Origin of the sequence: Hahella sp. CCB-MM4, from assembly GCF_002260525.1 — a bacterium.
Taxonomy (GTDB): Bacteria; Pseudomonadota; Gammaproteobacteria; order Pseudomonadales; family Oleiphilaceae; genus Hahella.
Genome location: NZ_MRYI01000003.1, coordinates 201,043 through 226,626 on the forward strand (window position 1 = coordinate 201,043; position 25,584 = coordinate 226,626).

18 protein-coding genes are annotated in these 25,584 nt (G+C 50.2%); 10 read left to right on the forward strand and 8 right to left on the reverse strand.

What is annotated here, in order from left to right; translation table 11 throughout:
* Positions 1–32 precede the first annotated feature (32 nt).
* Complete coding sequence (locus tag BTA51_RS08065) at positions 33–983, reverse strand: chemotaxis protein CheV (protein WP_094706933.1); 951 nt, start codon at positions 981–983, stop codon at positions 33–35.
* A gap of 140 nt (positions 984–1,123) precedes the next feature.
* On the opposite strand from BTA51_RS08065, the gene flgA reads away from it, so the two are divergent.
* From flgA to BTA51_RS08080, 3 genes are all read left to right on the forward strand, one after another.
* A complete protein-coding gene (flgA, locus tag BTA51_RS08070; RefSeq protein WP_168188102.1) occupies positions 1,124–1,855 on the forward strand; it encodes a flagellar basal body P-ring formation chaperone FlgA in 732 nt (243 codons plus the stop codon).
* 120 nt (positions 1,856–1,975) lie between these two features.
* Positions 1,976–2,290 (forward strand): flagellar biosynthesis anti-sigma factor FlgM, encoded by a 315-nt coding sequence (gene flgM / locus BTA51_RS08075; protein WP_094706935.1) that lies wholly within the window; start codon positions 1,976–1,978, stop codon positions 2,288–2,290.
* Positions 2,291–2,309: 19 nt separating this feature from the next.
* Complete coding sequence (locus BTA51_RS08080; RefSeq protein ID WP_094706936.1) at positions 2,310–2,774, forward strand: flagella synthesis protein FlgN; 465 nt, start codon at positions 2,310–2,312, stop codon at positions 2,772–2,774.
* Between the two features lie 144 nt (positions 2,775–2,918).
* Here the strand turns inward: BTA51_RS08080 and acs are convergent, their stop codons facing one another.
* Complete coding sequence (gene acs / locus BTA51_RS08085) at positions 2,919–4,871, reverse strand: acetate--CoA ligase (protein ID WP_094706937.1); 1,953 nt, start codon at positions 4,869–4,871, stop codon at positions 2,919–2,921.
* Between the two features lie 301 nt (positions 4,872–5,172).
* Here acs and rdgC point away from each other — a divergent pair, with 301 nt between their 5' ends.
* A complete protein-coding gene (gene rdgC, locus BTA51_RS08090; protein WP_094707257.1) occupies positions 5,173–6,099 on the forward strand; it encodes a recombination-associated protein RdgC in 927 nt (308 codons plus the stop codon).
* Positions 6,100–6,117: 18 nt separating this feature from the next.
* On the opposite strand, the gene BTA51_RS08095 is transcribed toward rdgC, so the two are convergent.
* Positions 6,118–8,859, reverse strand: a complete 2,742-nt coding sequence (locus BTA51_RS08095; protein ID WP_094706938.1) for a bifunctional acetate--CoA ligase family protein/GNAT family N-acetyltransferase — start codon at positions 8,857–8,859, stop codon at positions 6,118–6,120.
* 196 nt (positions 8,860–9,055) lie between these two features.
* On the opposite strand from BTA51_RS08095, the gene BTA51_RS08100 reads away from it, so the two are divergent.
* Positions 9,056–9,979: a histone deacetylase family protein gene (locus BTA51_RS08100; RefSeq protein ID WP_094706939.1), complete on the forward strand. Its 924-nt coding sequence runs from the start codon at positions 9,056–9,058 to the stop codon at positions 9,977–9,979.
* Between the two features lie 60 nt (positions 9,980–10,039).
* Here the strand turns inward: BTA51_RS08100 and fliS are convergent, their stop codons facing one another.
* The 5 genes from fliS to BTA51_RS08125 all read right to left on the reverse strand — a co-directional run bounded on the left by fliS (position 10,040) and on the right by BTA51_RS08125 (position 17,512).
* On the reverse strand, positions 10,040–10,435 hold the full coding sequence (fliS, locus tag BTA51_RS08105; RefSeq protein ID WP_094706940.1) for a flagellar export chaperone FliS: 396 nt from the start codon (positions 10,433–10,435) through the stop codon (positions 10,040–10,042).
* Between the two features lie 44 nt (positions 10,436–10,479).
* On the reverse strand, positions 10,480–12,462 hold the full coding sequence (gene fliD, locus BTA51_RS08110) for a flagellar filament capping protein FliD (RefSeq protein ID WP_094706941.1): 1,983 nt from the start codon (positions 12,460–12,462) through the stop codon (positions 10,480–10,482).
* Between the two features lie 186 nt (positions 12,463–12,648).
* A complete protein-coding gene (locus BTA51_RS08115; RefSeq protein ID WP_094706942.1) occupies positions 12,649–13,113 on the reverse strand; it encodes a flagellar protein FlaG in 465 nt (154 codons plus the stop codon).
* A gap of 80 nt (positions 13,114–13,193) precedes the next feature.
* A complete protein-coding gene (locus tag BTA51_RS08120; RefSeq protein WP_094706943.1) occupies positions 13,194–15,272 on the reverse strand; it encodes a flagellin in 2,079 nt (692 codons plus the stop codon).
* Between the two features lie 170 nt (positions 15,273–15,442).
* Positions 15,443–17,512 (reverse strand): 6-hydroxymethylpterin diphosphokinase MptE-like protein, encoded by a 2,070-nt coding sequence (locus BTA51_RS08125; RefSeq protein WP_168188103.1) that lies wholly within the window; start codon positions 17,510–17,512, stop codon positions 15,443–15,445.
* A gap of 480 nt (positions 17,513–17,992) precedes the next feature.
* Between BTA51_RS08125 and BTA51_RS08130 the strand changes: the two genes are divergently transcribed.
* The 5 genes from BTA51_RS08130 (at position 17,993) to pseI (ending at position 25,556) form a co-directional block, all read left to right on the forward strand.
* Positions 17,993–20,068 carry a flagellin gene (locus tag BTA51_RS08130; protein ID WP_094706945.1) on the forward strand — a complete coding sequence of 692 codons (2,076 nt, stop codon included), beginning with the start codon at positions 17,993–17,995 and terminating at the stop codon, positions 20,066–20,068.
* Between the two features lie 87 nt (positions 20,069–20,155).
* Positions 20,156–22,174, forward strand: a complete 2,019-nt coding sequence (locus BTA51_RS08135) for a methyltransferase domain-containing protein (protein ID WP_094706946.1) — start codon at positions 20,156–20,158, stop codon at positions 22,172–22,174.
* Positions 22,175–22,338: 164 nt separating this feature from the next.
* On the forward strand, positions 22,339–23,175 hold the full coding sequence (locus tag BTA51_RS08140; RefSeq protein ID WP_094706947.1) for a class I SAM-dependent methyltransferase: 837 nt from the start codon (positions 22,339–22,341) through the stop codon (positions 23,173–23,175).
* Complete coding sequence (locus tag BTA51_RS08145; protein ID WP_094706948.1) at positions 23,117–24,508, forward strand: HAD-IA family hydrolase; 1,392 nt, start codon at positions 23,117–23,119, stop codon at positions 24,506–24,508. Before BTA51_RS08140 ends, BTA51_RS08145 begins: the two co-directional genes overlap by 59 nt.
* On the forward strand, positions 24,498–25,556 hold the full coding sequence (gene pseI / locus BTA51_RS08150; protein ID WP_094706949.1) for a pseudaminic acid synthase: 1,059 nt from the start codon (positions 24,498–24,500) through the stop codon (positions 25,554–25,556). The genes BTA51_RS08145 and pseI overlap by 11 nt, the downstream gene beginning before the upstream one ends.
* Positions 25,557–25,584: the final 28 nt, after the last annotated feature.

The window sequence follows — 25,584 nt, forward strand, 5'->3', positions numbered from 1 at the left end:
CCTTTGCCGGAATAAGTCACACAGGATGTTGATCAACCACCACTACGGGCAGCTTCAACATCTTTCAAAATGGTTGAAATTCTTTGGGCCAGCTCGTCGGGATTGAATTTAGCCATAAAATCATCCGCCCCGACCTTGGCCACCATGGCTTTGTTAAATACCCCACTCAACGAGGTATGCAGCATGATATAAAGATCTTTCAGATCCGGATCATTTTTACAATGGGAGGTTAACGTATAACCATCCATTTCCGGCATCTCCACATCAGAGATCATTAAACTGATGTGATCCCTTATCCTGCTGCCGTCAGCGACGAGGGATTTTAGATATTCATAAGCCTGCTTACCATCATTTTTCGTCACAACTTCCACACCGATGGCTTCCATACAATGAACGATCTGGCGACGGGCGACGGTTGAATCATCTACCACTAATACACGAAACTCTTCCGCTCTGGAATGAACTTCGGGATCAATATATTCCGCATCGACAGTATCCCTGGAAGGTGCCACTTCAGCCAGAATCTTCTCAACATCAATCACTTCAATCATTCGGTCATCGAGTCGGGTTACAGCCGTCAGATAATTATCCTTGCCGGCTCCCTTGGGTGGCGGATGCATTTCTTCCCAATTGAGGTTAACAATACGCTCTACGCCACTGACCAGAAATCCTTGGGTCTTTCGGTTGTACTCCGTAATGATCACAAAGGAATTGTTGATCTCATTTTCCGGCACCGGAGACTGCCCGGTGGCCAACCCCATATCCATAATGGGAATGGTTTCCCCCCTGATATGCGCCACGCCCCGCACTACAGGGTGCCGCTTGGGCATCATGGTCAATTTGGGGCATTGCAATACCTCTTTTACCTTAAAAACATTGATACCGTATATCTGATCGCCCTGCAGACGAAATAAGAGCAGTTCCAGACGGTTTTGGCCGACTAACTGTGTGCGCTGATTGACGCTATCTAAAACCCCGGACATATAGGTGCTCCACTTTAAACTGAATTTCTACGGCACGCGTATTGCATTCTTACTTGCTAAACGGCACTTGAATGACATTAAACGCCAATATTTTGACCCCGGCAGCGGGCTCCGAAGCTTTACTAAGCATAGGACAAAAAATGAAATTTCGCATATCCACGATTTATTCGATGGTGATATTTATTTGCTCACTGTCAGCACAGGCATCAAGCACCGCAAACACCCAGGCTTTTCCGGTCTGGCAGCAACAGATTTCAGTAGCCGTTGACGAATTTATGTCTTCCTGGTCAACTCAGGCAAAAATCAACGATTACACTGAAATTGAGTATGAAATCGGCTCACTGGATCCACGCCTCAACCTTCCTCCCTGTCAGCAAACCCCAACCGTTGAAAGCAATAGGGAAGCGCGGGCGGGAAAGCTGACGGTCAAGGTGTCCTGTGACACCGGTAAGCCCTGGGGACTCTATGTTCCTCTAACCATTAAACGCATGCATCCCATTGTATTTATCGACAACACACTCCCCCGGATGTCCGCCATATCTGAAAGCGATCTGGTGATGAAAAAAGCCAATATTGACGAACTTGGTTATGGCTACTTCACCTCGATAGAGGATGCCACCGGAATGATTGCCCGCAGAACGCTAAATGCTGGAGAGCCCTTAATCCCCAATCAAGTGGAACCACCCAAGCTGGTGAACAAGGGTGATAGTGTACTGATCGAGGCGAGCAGCGCTTCTATTAGTGTTAAAATGCCCGGACTGGCAATGGCTGACGGCCGTAAAGGGCAGCAGATACCTGTAAAGAACACCCAGTCCCAACGACTGATCAGAGCCAAGGTCGTCGCGAGCGGCTTGGTTAAAGTCCCCCTTTAGAATATTCGGCCTTAAACCTCAAATGAGCGTTTAGCATAAAAAAGTGCTAAAGTTTCTTGAGCAGAGGTCGATACAGTAATCAGACAGTTACCAAATTTAGTGATTTGAGAGTGTAAGTCCATGAATATCAAAGGAGTAGGCTCTCCCCCGGTCAATGACCTTAAGGCCAGGGAAAGTTTAAAAAATGCCGAGAAGCCTGCGGACAACCCGCAACAGGCCAAGACCGATGCACCTGCAGCGACCAAGAGCGGAGAGACTGTACAGCTCAGTTCTGAAGCTCAAGGCATTCGCAAAGTAGAGCAGGAACTGGCCAAGCTTCCAGATGTGGACAATGAACGCGTTGCCAAGATCAAGCAGGCGCTCGAAGATGGCAGCTACAATATTAACCCCCGCAGTGTGGCAGAGAAATTGCTTGGTTTAGATCAGGAATTCTGATTAACACTGTGAGGGCACTATGTCCGCTGATCTCAAAACCTTTTCTGACCTGTTGAGAAAAGATCTCGATACACTCATCCAACTTGATGAACTCCTGACACAGGAACGCACTTCACTGGAGAATAACCAGATGGAGGAGTTGGGTGAGCTACTCGAAGCCAAAAAACCTCTCCTCATACAAATCCAGCAACACGCACGAGAAAGAACCGAGTGGATCAAGAACACCAAGATCCCCAAGGCAAAGCTTTTCGACCTTCTCGAGCAAAAAGCACCTCCTGTCATGGCCTCATTTCGGGAATGTGAGCAAAGACTGCGGGAAATCAAACAGAAGAACGATGTGAACGGCCAGATTATCGCCCGCTCGCAGCAGCGCGTCGTGAGACTCATGCAAATCATCCGTGGTCAGAGCCAACAAGCTCAACTTTATGGCCAAAACGGCACCACCGACGCTTACGGCAGCAAACAAACTCTCGCTCAAGCCTAACCGGTTACCGGCATAAAGATGCCGCATCTTCGACAGGATTTACCGCTGGGCGGAAAAAATCACCCGCAAATGAAAACGGTCTGACAGACAACTCTGTCAGACCGTTTCAACTAGCTGCTTTTATCAAGATTCAACTATCAGCGTTCAACCGGTGGCACGGTTCCGGATCAGGTCGTCGACGACCGATGGATCAGCCAGAGTTGATGTATCCCCCAACGCATCAGTTTCATCTGCCGCGATTTTACGGAGAATCCGACGCATGATCTTACCGGATCGGGTTTTCGGCAGACCTGGAGCAAACTGGATGACATCAGGTGTGGCAATGGGGCCAATTTCCTTCCGCACCATTTGCTTTAGCTCATTCAACAATTCATCTGAACCGTCGAACCCAACCGTCAAAGTAACATAAGCGTAGATCCCCTGCCCTTTGATATCGTGCGGGAACCCGACAACAGCCGCTTCCGCTACCGCGTCATGCTCCACCAGAGCGCTTTCAACCTCAGCCGTTCCCAAGCGGTGACCTGAGACATTCAGAACATCATCAACCCTACCGGTAATCCAGTAATAACCATCTTCATCACGACGGGCTCCGTCGCCGGTGAAATAGGTTCCCGGATAAGTGGAAAAGTAGGTCTGAACAAAGCGTTCATGATCACCGTATACAGTTCTCATTTGGCCCGGCCAACTGTCCAGCATGACCAGGTTACCTTCTGCCGCACCTTCCAGAGGGTTACCCTCATTGTCTACCAGTGCAGGCTGCACTCCGAAGAATGGACGTGTTGCCGAACCAGGTTTCAGCTCAGTAGCCCCCGGCAACGGAGTAATCAGAATCCCGCCGGTTTCCGTTTGCCACCAGGTATCTACAATCGGACAACGGTTGTCGCCCACAACGTCGTAGTACCAATCCCAGGCTTCGGGATTAATTGGCTCTCCAACGGTCCCCAGCAGTTTCAGTGTTGACCGGGAATATTTCTTCACCGGCTCGTCACCCAACCTCATCAAAGCCCGAATGGCGGTTGGTGCAGTATAGAAGATATTAACCTTGTGCTTGTCGACCACCTGCCAGCACCGGGAAGCATCCGGATAATTGGGCACACCCTCGAACATCAGAGTGATCGCTCCATTGGCAAGAGGTCCGTAAACGATATAGCTGTGACCGGTAATCCAGCCAACGTCAGCAGTACACCAGTAAATATCTCCTTCTTTGTAATCAAAGACGTACTGGTGTGTCATGGAGGCATACACCATGTAGCCACCGGTGGTATGCATCACCCCTTTCGGTTTGCCAGTGGAACCGGAAGTGTAAAGGATAAACAGCGGATCTTCCGCAGACATTTCTTCCGGCGGGCATTCGGCCGGCATACTGGCAATAGCCTCTTGATACCAGACATCACGACCGGCATCCCAGCTCACATCATTTCCGGTACGTTTAACCACTAGAACCTTATCGACTGACTCGCCCTGACCTTCAACAATTTTGACGGCAGCATCCACATTTTTCTTCAGCGGAACAATTCTGCCACCCCTGACACCTTCGTCAGCGGTGATCACATAACGGGATTTACAGTCTTCAATCCTGCCCGCCAGGGCCTCGGGTGAAAATCCACCGAATACAACCGAGTGAGGAGCACCAATTCGCGCACAAGCCAACATGGCCACCGACGCTTCAGGAATCATCGGCATGTAGATCGTGACCACATCCCCTTTCCTGACGCCCATTTCTTTCAGAGCATTGGCACATTTACAGACCTGATCGTACAACTCCTGGTAGGTAATGGTCGCGTCCTGATCAGGCTCATCGCCTTCCCAGATAATGGCTGTCTGGTCGGCTCTTTGTGGCAGGTGACGATCAAGGCAGTTGTAGCTGGCGTTCAGGGTTCCATCATAAAACCACTTGATATGCAGATCGCTTTGATCATAGCTGACATCCTTCACCTGAGTGTAAGGCTTAATCCAGTCTATGCGGGTAGCGTGTTGACGCCAGAAACCGTCCGGGTTCTCGACTGATTCCTGATACATCCGCTGATAAGTGGCATCATCCGCCCAGGCTTGCTTCGCGATTTCCTGAGGCACGGGGTGTTTTGCATGTGTACTCATACTCTCCCTCTCTTTGTTGTGATTCTTATACGTATTTCTAACTATTTTTCGTCCTAGTTTATCCCGTGGGGCACTCAAATGGTGGCATCTAATACTAAGGGAGAAGTTCTCTCAATGTAAGAACACGAAAGTTAATCTTCCTCAATGTCCCCCTGAGCCATTTTCCAAACACTTCCAAAGGCCGGCGTGATCCCCCATAATGCCAGCCCTTTATCCTGGTATCGCCCCGTCAGATTCACAGAAATCTACCGGGCAATCCCTTTACCTGTTCAATTTTATAATCAGGATCAGTAAGTTACAGATGTTATTCAAAAACGCCATTATTTACCGGTTTACCAAAGCGATTCCCTGGCCCGAAGAAGAACTTGCCGCGGCACTGGCCGAGCACAGCTTTACTCCCTGCCAGGCCAATGACACCTACCGTCTCGGCTGGGTTGCTCCAGCTCCGCTGATCAGCAGAGACGAACTGGTCTACCAGAACGGCCGCTATCTTCTGTTGACCCTGAAAAAAGAGGAAAAGATTCTTCCTGCCAGTGTCATCAAGGAAGAAATCGAAGAAAGAGCTCAGGAAATTGAAGAAAGAGAGCAGCGTAAACTGCGCAAAAAGGAAAAACAGGAACTGAAGGAACAGGTCGTTGCAGTTTTGTTGCCTAAAGCGTTTACCCGCTCCAAACTGGTATCCGCCTACATAGACCTGGAAGACGGGCTGCTGGTAGTAGACACCTCCTCCGGCACTAAAGCAGACGAGTTTACCTCATTCCTGCGCCAGACAATGGGCACTCTGCCCATCCGCTTTGTTGCATTAAATGAAGCCCCTGCGGTGCACTTTTCCAACTGGGTTAAAACCGATGATTCTCCCACACCATTCATCATGGGCGATCACTGCGAACTGCGTTCCGGTGACGGCACTGACACGGTCATTCGCTGCAAAGGCACAGAATCTCTGACTGACGCCATATCCAACCATATTGATGCCGGTATGCAGGTTACGCAGCTTTCCCTGGAATGGGATGACAAAATCAGCTTTGTCGCTGTAGATGACTTCCAGCTCAAGCGCATTAAATATCTCGACACCTTCCAGGAAAAATTGAATGAAGGTGGCGAGGAAGAGGCAGCTGCTCGTTTTGAAGCAGACTTCAGTCTAATGACTCTGGAGTTCTCAAGACTGTTCAAGGACCTAACCTCGGTTCTCGGTGGCGAAGACATGTCTGCCGTCGTTCAGGACTAGCTCATTACACGGGGCGCATCATTTGCGCCCCGTTAGCACCCTCAACCGCTCTGCCTGCCATTCATCCGGCGTATTTAAAGGCAAACGCAGCGCCATCACTTCCTCTTCATCATCGTACCTGACCGCAAACCCCAACTTCTGAGCCAGTGCCAGCATAGGCCGATTATCCGGTAAAACACTTCCGACCATTTCGATGGTGCCGCGCTCGGTGCAGTACTCAATGATTTTTCTCATCATCACCCAACCCAGACGCTCGCCTTTCATATCGTCCCGCACAATGATGGCAAATTCTGAGTACAGGTTGTCCGGATCCGTCCAGGCCCTGACAATCCCCAGCGCCTCTTCCGTTCCGTTATCATGTTGCGCCATGGCGACAAATGCCATTTCCCGGTCATAGTCAATCTGCAGCATCTGCACCATTTCATCGTGGCTAAAGTTCTTACGGTAATGAAAATAGCGATAACGAATAGATTCCGGAGATAACCGGGAGTGAAAATCGATCTGATTCGGCTCATCTTCACCCCGCACAGGACGAAGCTCCACCCTGCGCTTGGATTTCGGCAACAGAATCCATTCTCTGAGTTCCTGAGGATACGGGAGAATAGCCGGCTTCATCGGTGCCCCTAACTCAGCCATAGCATTTACCGCGACCGCGCCACTGCGATCAAAATACAGCGGTAGGATTTCAAGAGTTTTGATTTCCGGGATATCCATGGTGATCTGGGAAAGCAGAACCAGGGTTTCGCATACTTTATTGATGTCCTGTTCAGGCCTGTAGCTGAAATCAAGTAGCAACCGATACATATAAGTCTGGGCAAGCAGATCCCGGGCGAGCACCATATTCAAAGGGGGCAATGCCACTCGCCTGTCGGCCACGACGTTAATGGTGGCACCACTGGCACCGCAAAACATCAATGGCCCGAATACAGGATCCCTGGTCACCCCCAGACTGAACCCCACACCACCAACGGATTGAAAACTCGGATGCACGGCAAATCCCATGTAGCCGCTTTCAGGAAAATGCTCCCGATAACTCTTTAACAGAAACTGACAGGATTCGCGGATGGATTTTTCCTCCACTAAGCCTTTCACCCTTCCCCGAATTCGGCCCCGTCCGGTATTCTCCATGGCGAAAGGCTTGCAGGCTTCTTCATGAAGTATCCGCACATCTACCGGCACATTCAGCTCACGGGCAAGCTCCACTACCTGCTCTTCCGTATCACAGTAGTGAGTATCCAGCATCGGCACGCCATAGGTCTGCAGTAGATCCCGAACTTCCTCATTGGTGAGTATTCTTCTGCCAGAACCATAAATCGCCTGAATATTTTTCCTCGCCTTGGTCCGATCCACTTGAGGGTCCGTGTATGACTCAGGAGTTTCTCTCAGCACTCTCTGGCCACGCTGGTGATTGGCCATATGCATAAAGGCTTTCACTGCTTTATCGGGCGTTGAGTAGGTAGGAACACCCCGATCGAAAAAAGCATCCCTGGCATCCTGAACGGTGCTGTGCCCGAGCCAGCAGGTGAATACATTCAAGTGTGTACGTGTCGAGAACTGAATTACTGCATCCGCCACTTGCAGACTATCCTCCGTGAGAGAAGGCGCAAACAGCACCAACACATTGGACACATGGGGATCCCGGCTTAATATGGCCAACACCTGCTCATATAGCTGTGGCCCAGCATCATAATTCAAGTCGATGGGGTTTTTCCGTGTCCAATAAGGAGGCAGGAGCTTCGCCAGCTCACTCACGGTTTCCGGCGACAGAGTCCCAAGCTCTCCTTTCAGGGAAGCCAGCCTGTCCACAGCCAAGACGCCGGGCCCGGTACCGTTGGTAATGATGTGCAGCGGCTCACTACGAACCGCTTTCATGCGGGTCATGGTTTCCAGCGCATCAAACATCTCATCGCTACCGTTAACCCTCAGAACCCCTGCACGCCTCAGGACTGCGTCATAAATCTTATCGCCATCAACAATACCCGGTGGCAACTCTACCGGCGCCCATTGGGAAGCCGGCGTTCTTCCACTTTTTACCGCAATTACCGGCTTCCCCCGGGAAACAGCCCGGACAGCGGAAATAAATCTCCGCGGCGACGTAATGTTTTCGATATGCAGCAGTATCGCTTTCGTATTTCTATCCTGAGCCAGGTAATCGATCAGATCATCCAGATCAATATCAATACTGTCGCCTAGAGTCGTAAGATGGGAAAATCCGATACCACGGCTGAACGCCCAGTCGATAATACCGCTGGCCAGAGTTCCCGACTGACCGATATAGGCGATTTTCCCAGGCAGAATCCCCATGTGCATGTAGGTCGCATTTATATTGTTGTGTGGCACCATCACTCCAATGGTTTCCGGCCCCAGCACACGAATCCCCGTCTCCTTCGCCACCTCCTGAACCGAATACATCAGCGGCCGGCCGCTTCGACTATGAGTCCTCGAAAGTCCGCCGGTCAGGATCATGGCGGTCTTGATTCGCTTCTGCGCCAGCTGCCTGACCAGCATTGGTACGGTTTCCGGAGGGGTGCAAATAATCGCGAGGTCGGGCTTAAAGGGCAGTTGACCGACTTTCTTAACGCAGGGAATACCATGGATATTGTTGTAGCCGCGTTCATTAACGACGACCAGCTTGCCGCCATAGTCCGTAGACATCAGGTTCCGTAGCACCATCCCCCCTAAACTGTTGGAGCGCTCAGATGCCCCCAGAATGGCAATGGATTTTGGCTTGAACAGTGCCTCAAGATGCCTGGTACTCAACCCTATTCTCCTGTCAGATGAGTAATAATTTCTTTGACGTTAGTGTGAACGGCAGCTATTGGATAATGTATATCGCTAGAATGAACAAACTACTGATCGAAGTCAGCCCGGCATCATCATTATGTGATGATTTTGGTGTTTTTCTCTGCAGGCCTGATCATTTAGACTAGTTCTACAGACAAGGATTACAACAACGATGAATACAGCATTTTTTTATCATCAGGACTGCACTCTTCATGATATGGGCAGCGGACATCCGGAAAGCCCGGCAAGAATAGAAGCGATACGCGAACGCCTTGAACACGCAGGAATGCTCGGCGAAATGCAGCAATTCCAGCCCAATGAAGCCGACCGAAAATATATCACCAACGTACATCCAGATCTTTACGTAAAGCAGCTGGAAGAGATGGACCCCGGCAAAGGCAGAGTCATGGTGGATCCGGATACGGCGCTGATGAAAGACTCCATACATGCAGCCTACCTGGCAGCAGGTGCTGCCGTTGAAGCCACTGATGCCGTCATGTCCGGCCAGGTGGATACCGCTTTCTGCGCTGTCAGACCTCCCGGTCATCATGCCGAACGCAGCAAGACTATGGGCTTTTGTTTCTTCAACAATATTGCGATTGCCGCCAGACATGCCATGGATTTCCACAACCTGGAGAGAGTTGCCATCATTGACTTCGACGTTCACCAGGGTAACGGCACCATCGATATATTTCAGGATGATCCCAGGGTCCTGGTGTGCTCCAGCTTTGAGTACCCGCTTTACCCTTACAGCCACTTCAATGTTGACCGCCCCAACATTATCAACTCCCCACTGGAGGCTTATTCCAAAGGACTCCAGTTCCGGCGTACCGTAGAAAGGGATTGGTTTGCCCGCCTGCAGGACCACAAACCGCAGTTAATCCTGATCTCTGCTGGATTCGACGCCCATAAGGACGATCCTCTGGCGCATTTGGAACTTGAAGAAAAGGACTATCGCTGGGTAACCAACATGGTCATGGACGTAGCCAGGATGTATAGCCGGGGTCGGGTAGTATCAATGTTGGAAGGAGGCTACAACCTGAAAGCATTGGCAGCGAGCGTCGAAGCCCACCTGACAGCGTTTTTGGAGAAATAATTTAAGCTATGAAAACTCTGCCCGGAGAACTCCGGGCAGTAGCACGAGGTTTGTCAGAGGTTATACCAGAGCCTGTTCCAGCACTTCTTCACGAATGCCGTCCCATCCGCCCTTCACTTCTTTCAGGAGTCTTGCCACTTCATCCAGGGCTTCCAGATCATTACGCAGATTGGCTTGAAACAGGCGGTATTCCATGTATTCGTACAATGCATCCAGACGCTCTGCCAGTTCACCACCTTTTTCTTTATCCAGAAATTCCCGAAGCCCACCGATAATCTCTACCGCCTTATTAATCAGACGATTCTTGCCCTCGATGTTCTTCAACTGGATTTGGGCTTTAGCCATGCTGATTCGCTCCAAGGCGCCATCAAGCAACAGCTGAATCAACTTGTGTGCATCAGCATCTACAATGCTGGTTTGCCGATTGACGCTTTGGTACTGATTTAATGCGTTCATGTTAAAACCTCGTGTAATACTCTACTTCGAATCAGGTGTATCACCTATGATTTACTGGAACTACTGGAAGCTAATGCCTCCAGCTGAGCCGAAATAAAACTCTTGGTACTCTCAAGCTGGGAAATAAGGATATCCGCGGCAGTAAACTGGCTTGCCAATCTGTCGACCAAAGCAGAGATTCGATCTTCCAGCTTGGTCCTTTCTTCACCAATACTTTCCAGCTCTGAATTAAGGCGGCTTTCTGTGGAGGTCAAAATTCCATCCACACCGATAAAGCCGGTTACGGTGTCCACCAACTGCTGTGCAACACCTTCAATATAGGTCACGCTTCCACGATCACCAGTCGCACTACCACCCACTTTTACAACAATCCCGTAGGCGTCACTTCCTTCATTGGCACTCAGCTTTTGACCAGAGCCGGTCGCCGCTTCTCCATTGATAGTACCGGCAACATCCACGCCGTCAGTGCCAGTGGCAACATCTATCCCCAGGGTGCTGGAGCTGTTGGTATCATTGGAGGTCACTTCAACGGTAGAAGAACTTCCGTAGGAGGTGGAGGTAAAAACCAGCTGATTACTGCCATCCAGAGACACCACGACCGAAACGCCCGCAGCGCTGAGCGCTGAATCAGCATTCAGCTGGCTTTGTATTTCGTCGACTAACTCGGAATCCGTATATGTGTTCTGCGTTAATGTGATGGTTCCTGACTGAACTCCGTCAACCTTGATAGCGAACTCATCATTGTCCGCATCTACCACGGTACTGCCGGATAACGCCAAAGACCCCGTCAGCTCACCCTGAGTTGCAGCCTGAGTGATATTGATATCATAGGTGCCAACTTTTGTGTTGATACTGGAGGTCAGGAACTCCACCTGAGAATCTGAAGTGCGCCCCTGATTGGCAAAGAGAGCAGCGACGTCATCAGGGTAATCCGCCATCTTCTTCGAAAAGATTGAGGAATCAAAACTGAGCTGCCCAGAATCTTTATCCGTGCTGATCCCTATTTCGGCCAGACTGCGAACACCGCCGCTTTCCAAACCGGGAACAACAGAGTAAATAATGTTCCGCAGCAAGGAAGAAACGTTCCTTACCGAGGCCTCTCCCAGCAGTGTTCCGGCAACACCGGAATCCACATCATAATCGGTTGTTTCGCTGATGATTTCTTGCAGCGCATTATAGTCATCCACCAATCCCTGAATCTTCTCGGCAATAGCTGAAGAATCCTGCTGCACTTTCACTGTCGCCAGGCTTCCACTGGTTTCAGCAGTAAAATCGAAAGTAATGCCGCTCAGAACATCGTCAACCGTATTGCTTGAGCGGGTAATCGAGATACCATTCAGGGTAAACGTCAGATCCTCAGCGGCAATGTCTTCGCTCAGGTTTTGCGTAGTACCGTTGAATACCAGCTGGGACAGACCTGAAGTATCTGTATCATTACCATCGTCGTCAGTAACATTAATTTCGATGCTGTTGTCAGTGCCGGTTTCGTCGGCGCTGATACTCAGCTGATACCCACTTCCCGTATAGATAACAGTGGCAGTCGCCCCCAGGCCACTTTGGCTGTTGATCTCGTCGGCAATGCCCTGAAGCGTGCTGTTACTGCTATCAATGGTGATATTTTTGGTGACGCCGGCAACAGAAATGGACAAAGTTCCAGTCCCTACCGAGGTCGTATCATCATCAGTAAAAGTTGTTGAGTTTAAGGTTTGTGCTGTCGCCAGATTGGTAACATCAATCTGGTAAGTCCCCAGCTTGGCACCACTGTCTGCGGTTGCAGTAATGGCGCTGGAAGACGAAGTCGCCGATGTGGCGGAAAGAAAGCTTGCACTGGAGAGAAAACGGGCGGAAAGCCGCAGATCTGTTACCGCATTTTTCAATCTGGAAATATCGGACAGCTTGGCTTCAACAGTCTCCTGCTTGGCATCGAGTCGCTTTTCCGTGGGCTCACGCTCGGCCGACGCCAGTTGATCAATAAGATCACTGGTCAATACCCCTGAACCTACTCCTATAGATGAAACTGATGCCATATTGATTCGCCTCGCAGCGCGTGCAGTGTTTATTTCCGACTATTTTGATCGTCTCTTCAGAAACAAACGCCAACTTCATTGTACGATCACATAACCTTTATATCGGCAAAAAGGGGCAAAACTTTGCCCCTTTTTTTGTTACAGATCGTAAATTCTTGCCGAACCTTCGATTCCTGACACCAAGGCTTACGCCTTGGCATCAAAGAGACTTATTGGTTCGTCGTACTGCAAGTTTCGAGCCAGCTTGAGTGCCACATCATCCGGTATCTGCCTGACAACTTCCTGGGTCTGTCGATCCAAAACCCTGACAACAGTTCTACCGGTATCATCATCCAGTTCAAATTGAAGGTCCCTTTGCACTGATTGAATGTAGTCATTCAACCGGGACACAGCTTCCTTCAACTGCTCTCGATTTCCCTGCGTCTGTCCCTTCTGTGGCTCCTGCCTGGAGACCGCATCAGACTTAGACACAGAAGAGGCGCTCGAACTAGCCTGTTTGGGTGACACTGCGGCGGGAGAAGCCGCACCACCTCCAGACTTTGCGCCAGGCTCGGTCAGAGGTGATGACGCCCCGGCCCGAACAGCAACAGGAGCAGCAGCCTTGGCTGATCCTCCAGCAGTGTTCAGGTCATTTACTTTCAGGTCATTCATCTTTCACCTCTCCGCTAGATCCAACGTTTGCCGGCCAGAGTCAGTTCCCCTGGCCGGCTACATCACGCCGGGTCACTCCATTACTGAAGGAGTGACAACACCTGTTGCGGTCTCGCGTTGGCCTGAGCCAAAATCGAGATACCAGCCTGTTGCAGTACTTGAGCTCGTGACAGAGAAGCGGTCTCTGACGCAAAGTCTGCGTCAAGGATCCGGGACTTCGCAGAGCTCAGGTTCTCATTGGTTGCTTCCAGGTTAGAGATAGTGTTCTCAAACCGGTTCTGGATGGCACCCAGTTCCGCCTGCTTGGAAGTGATGGTCTGCAATGCGTTGTCGACAGCCAACACAGCAGCTTCAGCACCTGCAGCAGTCGTAATATCGAGATCTCCCAGTGCCGTTCCGGTTTCACCGTTACCGAACGATCCGATACGGAAGCCCGCTACGTCTACATTACCAGTATTCGAGCCGACTTCGATACTACCACCGGACAACAGAGTGATACTGGAAGCATAGGTAGTGGATAGAATACCAGTGAATGATGAGCCGCCTGAGAGGTCAATGTTGCGACCATCAGCTGCAACCAAGGTAAAGGAATCGGAATCAAGAGCGACCGCTGTTACCCCGGTTTGACCACTAGCACTGTTAACCGCATCGATCGTTGACTGCAACTGATCAGCAACAGTATCCGTGGACGAGCTCAGTGATACGTTAACAGTCACACCATTGATCGAGAGGGAATAACTGGATCCTACAGACAGATCACCTGAATTAATGCGGTTCTCATTCACGACTGCAGTAACGTCAGTTTGATCGGACACCCTGTTGATGGCTGCCGCCTTGGCAATAGCACTGGAATCTTCATTAGTGCTGGAATAGGTATCGTCCTTAGTCAGGCTGGGCCCGATAGCCACACCATTTATCACCAGGTCACCGGTGGTCAATGCAGTACCTGCGGTCACGTTATCGCCCACTGAACCAGATTGAGTACCACTGAAAGTACCCACTTCGAATCCAGCATTGTCGATATTACCAGTGTCAGAGGTTACGGCAATGTCACTACCATCTTCACTGATCAGAGTATACGTACCGACATAGGTATTCTGCAGACTGGCCGAGGACAAACTGGATCCAGTTGCGGCCAGACCGAATGATGCGGCGGAATCTGCGGCGGTACCACCCAAAGTGATATTACGGCCATCCGCAGACGTCAGCTTGATACCACCTTCGACCGTACCATCAGTGGAGGCAACAACACCTGTCAAACCGCTCTTGGCATTAATAGCATCAACGTTAGCCTGGAGATTCTGCTCAACTGAAAACTGAGTAGACTTACTCAAATCAATTTGAACGTCGTTTATTGAAATAGTTACAGCTTCTGTGACGGCATCAGCAGTAGTAACACCTGCAAGAACATTCGCGTCTACAACAGCCACTACACCAGTCTGATCAGACACTTCATTAATGGCTGCAGCCTTGGCGATTGAGCTTGAAGACTCAAATGCAACAGAAGAATTGTCATCAGAACCTACCGAACCACCAATGGATACTCCGTTAATGACGATATCCCCGGCTACCAGAGCGTCGCCACTAGTTGCGGATCCGGTCAAGGCTGCAGTATCCACTGTAGAAGAGATACCTGCCTGGGTAGCAGATCCCAAAGTGTCCGCATCCAGTCTACTGATGGATACGGTGACGTTTTCCCCAGCGTTAGCACCGGTTTGGAAAACCGCATTCTGGAAAGAGCCATCCAACAGTTTCTTACCGTTAAAGTTGGAGTTCTCTGCAACGTTCTGAATCTCTTCAACCAGCTGGTCAACTTCCTGCTGCAATGCATCGCGGTCAACGTCGGTGTTGGTATCGTTGGCGGACTGCAAAGCCAGCTCACGAATACGCTGTAAGCTGGTAGTAATGGAATTCAATGAACCTTCAGCTGTCTGTGACAGTGAGATCGCGTCACCTGAGTTCCGAATGGCTACTGAGGTACCACGAATCTGGGCATCGAAACGGGTTGAAATCGCAAGACCCGCCGCGTCGTCTTTTGCACTGTTGATACGCAGACCAGAAGACAGCCTTTGCAGCGCAGTATCCTGGGCACTTTGAGACTTGTTCAGGTTTCGCTGCGCATTCAGTGAAGCTATGTTGGTGTTGATTATTTGAGGCATATTGCTTCTCCTGCTATGTCATTTGACGTCGAGCACGAGCTAACGAGTCTCACTTGACCAGCAGTCTGCGGACGAACGTCGTTAACTTCGTTACTATCCTTAGCGGCTGCCTCAAATAAATCTTTATATGAACTGTGCAAATATATGTAACAGTTTGTAATTGAGCAAAATTAACCCTGTTCCCCTTTTTTCTCAACAAAATAAGGGTTTACGCCATCTTCCGCATCGCGGGATCCCTGTTTAATCCAGGGGTCTGCATCAATATCGAATTTTTTATATGCCACTTTTCTAAAATGTGCGGGCATTCCGGCAAAGCATTTCAATAGCCCTTTTTTCCAGTCGGAATAGAATTGCGCCCTCTCATCCGGGTCCTGCAAAGCAAAATAATGCGTGTATCCGGCATACAGGAAATGCCTGACCGCCCCACGGGTAAAATAGTAGAAATCCGGTGTGCGCTTCTGCAGCACACTTTCCAGGTAACCTGTGATCTTGAAACAGAGCAGGCTCATGTCTTCCAACCCGTGAACCGGATTATCCAGAAGCAATTTCAGGTCATGGTGGAGCTCTTCCAGGCTTTTCTCCAGATATCTCAATTTGCCATGAATAATATTGAGATTGACCGGTTTTGCCTTTGCGGAGAACAGGTAATTCATATAGTCAGCTTTAGTGCCGGCTCCCTGTGATACCTGTTCCCGAAACTCATCATTGTTAATCCATTTTGAGCCTTCAATCACCGCTGTATCAGAACAGCTGTATATCTCCATTTCATGCGGAGGATAATTCTTAAGCAACTGCTCCAACTTACGCTTACTGGTAAAGTAATTCGGAGTTGACCAGGCTTTGCCTCCATCCACGGTATCCACCTGCGTCAGGTGTTCCTGGTGATAGTTCTTCTTCATCAGGTTTTCGTAGTACAGAGACCCTTTGGCATGATGGTTTTCCTTATCCTTGAATCCATAGTCCAAACCAAAGAAGAACAGCTTCCTGAATCCCATGTGCAGGGCTATGGCTACACCGGCATTGGTACAGGTTGGAGTGGCATTCTTGATTACCACCCCGCCGTCGGAAAACAGATTCGCCAACGCGCTTTCTGATTTGAAATACATCCGTGATTCACCAAAAGCCTGATAAATCAGTGGACTGATCTGGGACGGGCCGATCAGGTGTGTCGATTTGAGAAATTCGGGATCTCCAATCTGCATCAACGCGATATAAGCGTTAAGATCTGACTCCAGCTCGATATGGATATCCGGCGTCAAGCCAAAAGCATGCAGACTTTTGAGCGCAGTACCGCAGGAAATAATCAAAGCCCGGTCCTTCATTTCCCTTAACACTTCAATACGATCATTCAATGAAGGGCCCGCACCGACTATACAGACGGGAAAATCAACATCACTGGCAAAAGGCCTCGGAAGCTTCTTAATACCCCGGTGAAAGTTATGAAGAGCATTATTCATCTGCCGGATTTCGTCGTCGTAATGCCCCCAGGACAATAGAAAGACAAACAAATCATGATTGATTCTGTCCGACACCTCATCAAACAGCTTGCGCCCCTGATGGTTGTAGAACAACGTGGTAATTGGGAATTGCGGGCAGCACATGATCAATTTGTTCCATGTGGCAGCCCATAAAATCTCCGGATCTTCTTCCGCTCCGATAATAAAGTGAATCATCCCCTTGTGGCGGGCATTGATCTTTTTACATATGACTTCCCAATCCACGGCGTAGAGACTGGCGGCAAACTTGTCCATATCCGGTTCGACCACAACCGCAATCTGTACATTATGCTCAAGGATCATTTCTTCGATTTGATACCCGAGGCCACTCCCCAAAAAAACTACCAGCGGATAAAAATTCTCCAATGGATAGTTTCTGTACTTGGCCCGATCCAACGGAGACTTTCGAACAACACTGTCGACGTGCATCTGAGCATACCTGGGATAAGCATAGTCACCGGGCATGGGCGGGTTGATGGATGCGATAGGACGCCCTTCAGAATAAGCAGCCTGAAATGTCTTTACCTCGTTGCGGGCATATTCCTTTGCCTGATTGCCGTATTCCAGCCTTCCATCACTCAACAGATCGATATTGCCGGATTCCGAATCGATGTTGACCTGCCTTTTCTGCATTTTATATACGGCAAAGTGTTCGTATATTCCAGGGAAGGTCTTCTTGAAAAATGCCAGGTTTTTTTCCCGACGCTGGAGAAATGGCGCATACAGCTGTTGAGGATTGGTCATAATGATTTCCGGATTTGATATAGCCTTAGCCTTGGAATCGCACTTCGTTTCAGCATGGCCGGCAGCCATTTTTTTATGTAGATACGAGAACTTGCGGTCTTGGTAAGTCTAATGCATATGAAGACCTCTGCAACTTCTAACCCCAAATCCGCAAGCCCATCAAGAGTCCCTCATGATGCGGTGCCGAAGCTGACAATTCAAATAACACCAGCGAATTTTCCTCTTTCCTCACCATGCGGCAAACCTCTGCCCCCGCTCCCGGTCAAACGCCAAAAAAGCGGCAATACCACGTCTTGCCTCCGTCATTCATAAAACCACCACAACTGCATATCTATCTGTTTTCTTGAGATTTTATCTATTTGGCATTGACTTTGCTCTGATGTCGGCAGGACTAGATAAATCTGTCATTTAGAAGTCACCGGTTCTTTAGCTTCGGCTAGCGTTGCGTCCAAGCCGGTCCTGGAACACAAGGGGAAAGATATGCCTCAAGTAATCAATACCAATCTCGCTTCTATAAATGCGCAAAGAAATTTGAACGCAAACCAAGGAGCATATGAGACTGCATTGCAACGGCTATCGTCCGGTTTACGCATCAATTCCGCTAAAGACGATGCCGCCGGTCTGGCCATCTCAACACGCTTCACCTCGCAGACTCGCGGTCTGACAGTTGCCATTCGGAATGCCGGAGACGGCGTATCCCTGGCACAAACCGCTGAAGGTGCGCTGGGAGCGATGACGGAAAACCTGCTGCGGATTCGCGACCTGGCATTGCAGTCAGCCAACGCGACCAACAGCTCAATTGACCGCGAAGCCCTGAACTCAGAGGTGGACCAATTGCTGGCTGAGATCAAGCGGGTATCCGATCAGACCAACTTCAACGGCACCAAACTGCTGGACGGCACCTTCACTGATGTCACCTTCCAGATAGGTCCCAACGAAGGGGAAAGCGTTACCTTCGGCATTGAAGGCGCAACTGTCGATAAACTCGGGGCTGCTGATACCGACGGGATCAGCTCAGACGGTCAATCAGAAGCTGAAGGCACCGCTGCTGCTCTGCAGGCGGGCGACTTGGTTATCAACGGTTTTGCCGTCGGAGCTTCCAGTGGCGTTGACGATGCATTCTCCAGTGGTGATCAGGACCAAAGCGCCATTGCCAAGGCAGCAGCCATTAACGATGTGTCTGATCAAACCGGCGTTACCGCTGTCGTTAACGGCACCTTTGTCGGCGGTTCAACCAGCTTCACAACGACAACCCAGTCAGCCAGCATCACGTTGAATGGAGTATCCATTAACCTCTCCATATCTTCACTGCTGTCAGACCAGGTTAACCTTGAAAACGTGGTCACGGCCATCAACGAGGTCTCCGGCCAAACAGGTATTACCGCCGATTTCAGCGGTAACCCTGATACCGGCGTCAGCCTGGCTGCAGCGGATGGTCGCAACATCATCATCCAAAGTACTTCATTGAATACCACGGTATTCGGTTTGCCGGGCTCCGACACTACTGCAGCGGCAGCCTCCTTTACCTATGTGGGGACTTATACCCTGATCTCCAGTGACGGTACTGATATCGAACTTGATACCAATACCGGCGACATTGGCAATGCAGGCCTGTCAGTAGGCACCTATAGCGGTAATAACAGCGGCGCAATAGGCGATGAAGTTCCAGCAACCGACATGGTCGCAGGTGATCTGGTTATTAACGGCGTACCTGTGGGACCATCGCTGGACAATTACGATACGTCTTCCTTTGCGAACCGGTCTGAATCCGCTATCGCCAAGGCGGCGGCGATTAACCTCGTGAGTGAGCAAACCGGCGTTACCGCGACGGCAAACTCTACCCTGGTCACTGCCGGCACCATTACTACCGGTAGTACCAACTCGGGCAGCATCACTATTAACGGGGTGCAGATCAATATTTCCTACGGGTCGAATGACTCTGTAGCAGACAAGCAGCGTACGATTGTTACAGCCATCAACAACAAATCCGGACAGTCCGGTGTCACCGCGGAAGCGTTTGGTAACACCTTCAGACTGATCGCTGACGATGGTCGAAATATCAGCATCAGCAATATTTCAACTTTCGGCGCAAACCAGATCGGGCTGGCGACGACTCAGACTCTGGCCCAGGCCTCCATCGCGCTGATTTCAGCCGGTGAAATAGAGCTGTCCACCTTGACGGGTAACATCAGTAATTCAGGCTTCGGTATCGGGACCTTCGGCTCCAACGAAACCGGACAGTTGATTCAGGATATTGATATCTCCACCGTAGACGGGGCCATCCTGGCGCTAAGTGCAGTTGATAATGCGTTGAATACCATTAACTTCCAGCGAGCCAATCTGGGTGCTATCCAAAACCGGTTTGAATCGACGATCAGTAACCAGCAGATTGCCATTGAAAACCTGAGTGCAGCCAACAGCCGAATTAGGGATGCCGACTTTGCCGAAGAAACAGCCAACCTGTCCAAAGCACAGGTACTGCAATCTGCCGGCTTGTCGATCCTCTCGCAGGCAAATGCACAGCCACAACAGGTTCTGCAGTTACTGCAAGGGTAATTGAATCCAGGGGAGTTCAGTAGGACTCCCCCCTACCCGCAACCAACTCATAAACAGCAGCAGATTGTCAGCCCAGGAGTTGCCAGCATGATTCAGTCAAAACTATCAACCGCTCCGACTATTCCATCATCGGACTATGTGATTATCGAAAACCTGCTGGGTGAAGCTCACGCGGCGTTGCTTGATTCAACAGTATCCTCAAGAACACCTGCTGAAAAAGCCAATCTGCTGCAGAACGTCAAACGTTATGCCGAAGATGTTCTGGCCATGGACGAACAGAATCCCGAAGCTCATCACATGCTTGCACTGAGCCATACCCTGCTTGGAGAATCCGGCCGCGCCAAAAAACACATGGCAGTGGTATCGGAGACGTCTGAACCAAGTCATACGTTGTTGCTTGAACAAGCCCATATTGACCTGGCGGCAAGGCATTACAACAAAGCGGAAAGCAAATTCCTGCAAGTGCTGGCAGAAGACAAACACAACGCCGAGGCTTTCCTGGGCATTGCAATACTGCATCAGAAAAGGAAAGACTGGGCCGGTGCGTTCCTGCGCTACCATTCCCTGATGACCAAAGGTTACTTCAACCCGACCGTTCTTACAGGACTGACAGCCGTCATCCCTCATATTGTGGCGGACCAGTGGAATCAGGAATACGAAACGACGCTATTGACGGCTCTGCGCTGTGACAGTGTCGACACCCAGGCTTACTCCGGGTTTGCCAACTCCCTTTTGATTCAGAAGTATGCGCTGGATCATGAGGAGTCCAAACTGGACTTTGTACAACTCATAGAAGATGAGCTGCTACTCAGGGTCATCAGTTTCCGGCTGATCTCCACACCTGAAGTTGAAAACCTGGTCACCCTGCTCCGGCAAACCCTACTGATTCAGGCAGCGTCCGAAGGTGACCTTCCCGACTCACTACAGGATTGGGTTCTGACCATTGGAGAAGCGGCGGCTCACTACGGGTACTGCTGGCCTACCAATGATCAGGAAGACATGATTCTCAGCAGTCTTGCCTCCGCCATACAGACAACGGCCAGAGATAGAGCCTCTACCCTCGACGATCTGATTGGGGCGTTGATGCTATACGGCATGTACGAAGAGCTCTACAGCTCACCTATGAGTTTTCAGCTGCTCAAGCACGATCTGGAAGACTGGCCTGCCGGGATACAACCTCTGCTCGCAGAGTCCCTCTATGAGCCCAGCCAGTTGCACGCCACCGAGGTGGAGTTGAGACAGGTCATCCATAATTCCAGTCAGTCTGACACCTATTTTCGCTCCGTCATGCAGGTATATCCCAAGTGGTCACAGATTCACAGTGGCGACGTGGGCTCCGCGATGCAGACTCTGACAGCCGCATTCGGTGATAGTCTCCCCTGGAACAATAGCCGCATGCGTCCGCTGAATGTATTAATCAGTGCTTGCGGTACCGGACAGGGAGCATTGCAGCAGGCCGCCCAATACCACGACATCAACGTGGTCGGTGCAGACTCCAGAATGGCACATCTCGCATTCGCGGAATATCAGGCCCGCAACCTCGGCATCGATAACGTCAGATGGGTTCAATGCTCCGAGAATAAACTAACCTGCCTGAACCAACGCTTTGATATTGTAGAGTGGTCTTCCCTGCTGAATCACTCTGAAGATATTGCCGACACTCTTAATTACCTCAAAAAACTGGTATCCGGGATTGGCGTCATCAAGGTACAGGTAGAATTGAATCAGGAGCGTCTGGAAGAGAACACTCTCAAAGCATTGACGTCCGGCAATAATCTTGCCCCCGAGCTGCCCACCATCAGGGCAATTAGACGCTCAATGGCTGAAGACAATGCAGACTCGCAATGGCAGCAAATTCTCCAGAGACCTGAGTTTTACTTTGCCGGTGGCTGTATGGAGATGTTTTTTGGACCTGAATACAAGGCACAGGAAGCAAAAACTCTGGACGAATTGATCAGTTCAGCCGGTCTGTCCATTGTCGGTATCATCGACTGGCAATCCAGTACAATCAGCCATCTGAAAAATCTGGTGACCTGGGAAGCATCACAGCCTTTAAGCAAGGAAATGCCGAAGGCCATCACCATTTACCTGAAGCAGAATCAATAATCTGCCGTACCGGCATCCTATCCTTTCGCTACCCGCCGGAGGAAATCTCCAGCGGGTATATTCACCTTTCCCTTAAACAAACAACCTATTTTCAGCCATACTTAAACTGTTGGGGTTTTAGTACCCTTACCTCTTCAGAGTAATTATTTAGACAGGACTGAACTGTGGATAGAAAGGCCATTCAATCCCACTGGCAAAATTGGGCAGAAACCTACCGCGATTCATTGCGGGCAACCACAAAAACCAGCTCGATCAAGGCACTGGAGATTGATGCTTTGCGCCGGGCGATACTGGGAAGCCCGCTGCATAACAACGAAAACCTGAAAGTTCTGGAAGTCGGCTGTGGCAATGGCTACAACTGCCTCAGCCTGTTGCAAAGTTTCCCCGGGGCGGACATTACCGGAGTGGATTTTGTCCCCGAAATGGTCGACCACGCCCGGGAAAATCTTTCGCAACAGGACAAGTCTCTCGGCAACCAATTGAGATTTCTCGTCGGCGATGTACTCCAGTTAGATGAACACCCCGAACTTGCCGCAAGTTATGATGTGGTATTTACCGACAGATGCCTCATAAACCTTCCAACCCAGGAAATGCAGGAGCAAGGGCTCATCCAGCTGTGCAGGAAGGTCAACCAGGACGGCATCCTGCTGTTAATTGAGAACCAGACCCAAACCCATGGCAATCAGAACAGATTGCGTGAAGCTCTGGGCATGGACGCCAGAAAGGCAGCCGAGTTCAACCTGTTTATGGATCAGGCAAAGCTGATAAAAACCGTGGAAAGCCAAGGCTTCAAGCTCCAGGATATTGATCATTTCGCCAGCCTTCACGACATCCTGCTATATGTACTGGTCCCCTTTATGAATGGCGGCCAGGTGGATTACGACGCCCCAATCGTTCATGCCGCGACGGAACTACTCCTGAAAGCCCAGCAGGATACTCCTCATGGTTTTGGAGATTATGGACAAAACCCGCTGTTCATTTTCTCGCGAACGGAACAATGATATTTGGTACGCAATGACTCCCAGGCCTGGTGTTATTTTTGATTTCGACGGTGTCATCGCAGACTCCCTCCCGCTGCTATATCAAAAATATGAAGAGTTGTTGGCTGGCTATGACAAAACAGCAACTCGTGCTGAATTTTCCAGCCTTAACGGCGCGAAAGTATCTGAAATTGCCGCCAGACTGGTGGCTGCACACAAATTAAATGTTTCGGCAGAAGATGTCGCAGAACGGTTCAAAGAGGCTATTGCCAAAGTGCCTCAGCAACTGACCATGACAAAGGGCGCCTTGGATACCCTTCATACACTAAGGTTCTTGAACATTCCAATCGCATTAGCGACTGCATCTTCAAAAGATTATTTTTCGCCTTTCCTGCACCGGAACGGCATTGAGCAATATTTTAGCGCCATTATTTCAGGGGATGACGTCAAGGTTGCCAAACCTGCTCCTGACATATACCAACTGGCGATATCCCGTTTGCAGACGGAAGATAACTGGGTAATTGAGGATGCCCGGGCGGGAATCATTTCAGCCAATCTGGCAGGGGCAAAGAGTCTCTGGTTGTCAAACCCCTGGGAATCCGGTGAAGCAGAAACACTGGCGCAGGAAACACTTGAAAGACTCCCCTCTCTAGCTCCGCGGATTCTGGGACTCGAAGTAACCGCCATCGAGCTGGTGGCACTGAGCAAGCAAATTCGCATAAGACCTATCGAGCAACCTTATATCCCGACACTCGTCATCAAAGATTCAGAGGACCTCTGGCAACAGAGCCTTCAGGAAAACCCCAACCTTTTTGACAGTACTATCAGCGTTTACCATTCACACTTCTGGGAAGAAGATGTACTGGTGATTAACGTTCAGCCTGGAAGATACCGCGACTTCTATCTTGCGAGAAAGGCGGGGAATCCATTTCCAGCGCTGGGAGTCAATGGAGTGATGAGAGATACCCATCCTGACAGTATCCTTATCGGCAAGCGATCAGTCACCTGCACCGAGTATCCCGGCGCTTGGGAAACCGTCCCGGCTGGCGGGATACCCTACGATAGCCCGGACTGGCAGGCTGCCATTATTCAGGAAGCGATAGAGGAAACGACGGTTCAGGAAGAGAACATCAAACAAGTAGAGGCTGTCGGACTCTTTCTGGATAAACACCATGGGGTCTATGATGTGGTTTGTACGTTAAAGACGGACGACTTATCAAAGCTCAAAGCCCGTGAAGAATATCAACACCTGGAGACTGTAAATATCATGTCCAGTCAGATACCCGAGCAGTGGGTCCCCCTCTCAAATGCTGTACTAAAAGTTTTCCAGTGGATGAACCAATATGGCCTTTAAAAACACCGTCACCATTAACGGCAGAACTCTCGGTAACGGGCACCCTCCCTACATCATTGCAGAACTGTCGGCTAATCATAACGGCAGCCTTGAACGCGCCCTCAGCATCATCGACATGGCCCACAGGTGTGGTGCGGACGCGATAAAACTGCAAACCTATAAGGCTGACACCATTACCTTTGACAGCGACAAAGAAGACTTTCAGATCCACGGTGGCCTGTGGGACGGCAAGACCCTGTATGAGCTCTATGAGTGGGCTCATATGCCCTGGGATTGGCACAAGCCGCTCTTCGAACACGCACGCAAACTGGGAATCACTATTTTCAGCTCCCCGTTTGATGACACGGCGGTGGATCTATTGGAAGACCTGGGAGCGCCGGCATACAAGATTGCCTCTTTTGAAGCGATCGACTTACCTTTGATCCGTTACACGGCATCAACAGGAAAACCCCTGATCATATCCACCGGTATGGCGACAGAAGATGAAATTCAGGAAGCCGCTGCGGCCGCTGCAGATGCCGGTTGCCAGGAGCTAGTGCTGCTTCATTGCGTCAGCGGCTACCCTGCTCCGGCAGAAGACTATAATCTGCGCACTTTAACTGACATGATGGATCGATATAACTGTCTGGTCGGCTTGTCTGATCACACGATTGATAATGCCGCGGCTATCGCCAGTGTAGCCCTTGGGGCCTGCCTTATTGAAAAACATGTCACCCTCGACCGCAAAGGTGGTGGACCGGACGACAGCTTTTCGCTTGAACCGGATGACCTGAAAATGCTTTGCGAAAGCTCCCGGACCGCATGGCAGGCTCTAGGCAGTGTTGACTACAGTCGCAAAGCCAGTGAGGTTGGCAATGCCAAGTTCCGCCGCTCACTTTATGCGGTAAAGAACATCCGTAAGGGCGAGCCGTTCACTCTTGAAAATGTCAGAAGCATTCGGCCAGGATTCGGTCTGGCTCCGAAACACAGAGAAGAAATTCTTGGAAAATCTGCCGCTCACGATATTGAGGCAGGCACGGCACTCAATTGGGATTTGATTGAGCATTGAGGCAGATACGGCTCTTGATTGGGGTTTA

Bases quoted from the DNA above. Each gene is read 5' to 3' on its own strand.
- BTA51_RS08065 (WP_094706933.1), bottom strand. From the start codon at position 983: ATGTCCGGGGTTTTAGATAGCGTCAATCAGCGCACACAGTTAGTCGGC.
- flgA (WP_168188102.1), top strand. From the start codon at position 1,124: ATGAAATTTCGCATATCCACGATTTATTCGATGGTGATATTTATTTGC.
- flgM (WP_094706935.1), top strand. From the start codon at position 1,976: ATGAATATCAAAGGAGTAGGCTCTCCCCCGGTCAATGACCTTAAGGCC.
- BTA51_RS08080 (WP_094706936.1), top strand. From the start codon at position 2,310: ATGTCCGCTGATCTCAAAACCTTTTCTGACCTGTTGAGAAAAGATCTC.
- acs (WP_094706937.1), bottom strand. From the start codon at position 4,871: ATGAGTACACATGCAAAACACCCCGTGCCTCAGGAAATCGCGAAGCAA.
- rdgC (WP_094707257.1), top strand. From the start codon at position 5,173: ATGTTATTCAAAAACGCCATTATTTACCGGTTTACCAAAGCGATTCCC.
- BTA51_RS08100 (WP_094706939.1), top strand. From the start codon at position 9,056: ATGAATACAGCATTTTTTTATCATCAGGACTGCACTCTTCATGATATG.
- fliS (WP_094706940.1), bottom strand. From the start codon at position 10,435: ATGAACGCATTAAATCAGTACCAAAGCGTCAATCGGCAAACCAGCATT.
- fliD (WP_094706941.1), bottom strand. From the start codon at position 12,462: ATGGCATCAGTTTCATCTATAGGAGTAGGTTCAGGGGTATTGACCAGT.
- BTA51_RS08115 (WP_094706942.1), bottom strand. From the start codon at position 13,113: ATGAATGACCTGAAAGTAAATGACCTGAACACTGCTGGAGGATCAGCC.
- BTA51_RS08120 (WP_094706943.1), bottom strand. From the start codon at position 15,272: ATGCCTCAAATAATCAACACCAACATAGCTTCACTGAATGCGCAGCGA.
- BTA51_RS08125 (WP_168188103.1), bottom strand. From the start codon at position 17,512: ATGACCAATCCTCAACAGCTGTATGCGCCATTTCTCCAGCGTCGGGAA.
- BTA51_RS08130 (WP_094706945.1), top strand. From the start codon at position 17,993: ATGCCTCAAGTAATCAATACCAATCTCGCTTCTATAAATGCGCAAAGA.
- BTA51_RS08135 (WP_094706946.1), top strand. From the start codon at position 20,156: ATGATTCAGTCAAAACTATCAACCGCTCCGACTATTCCATCATCGGAC.
- BTA51_RS08145 (WP_094706948.1), top strand. From the start codon at position 23,117: ATGGTTTTGGAGATTATGGACAAAACCCGCTGTTCATTTTCTCGCGAA.
- pseI (WP_094706949.1), top strand. From the start codon at position 24,498: ATGGCCTTTAAAAACACCGTCACCATTAACGGCAGAACTCTCGGTAAC.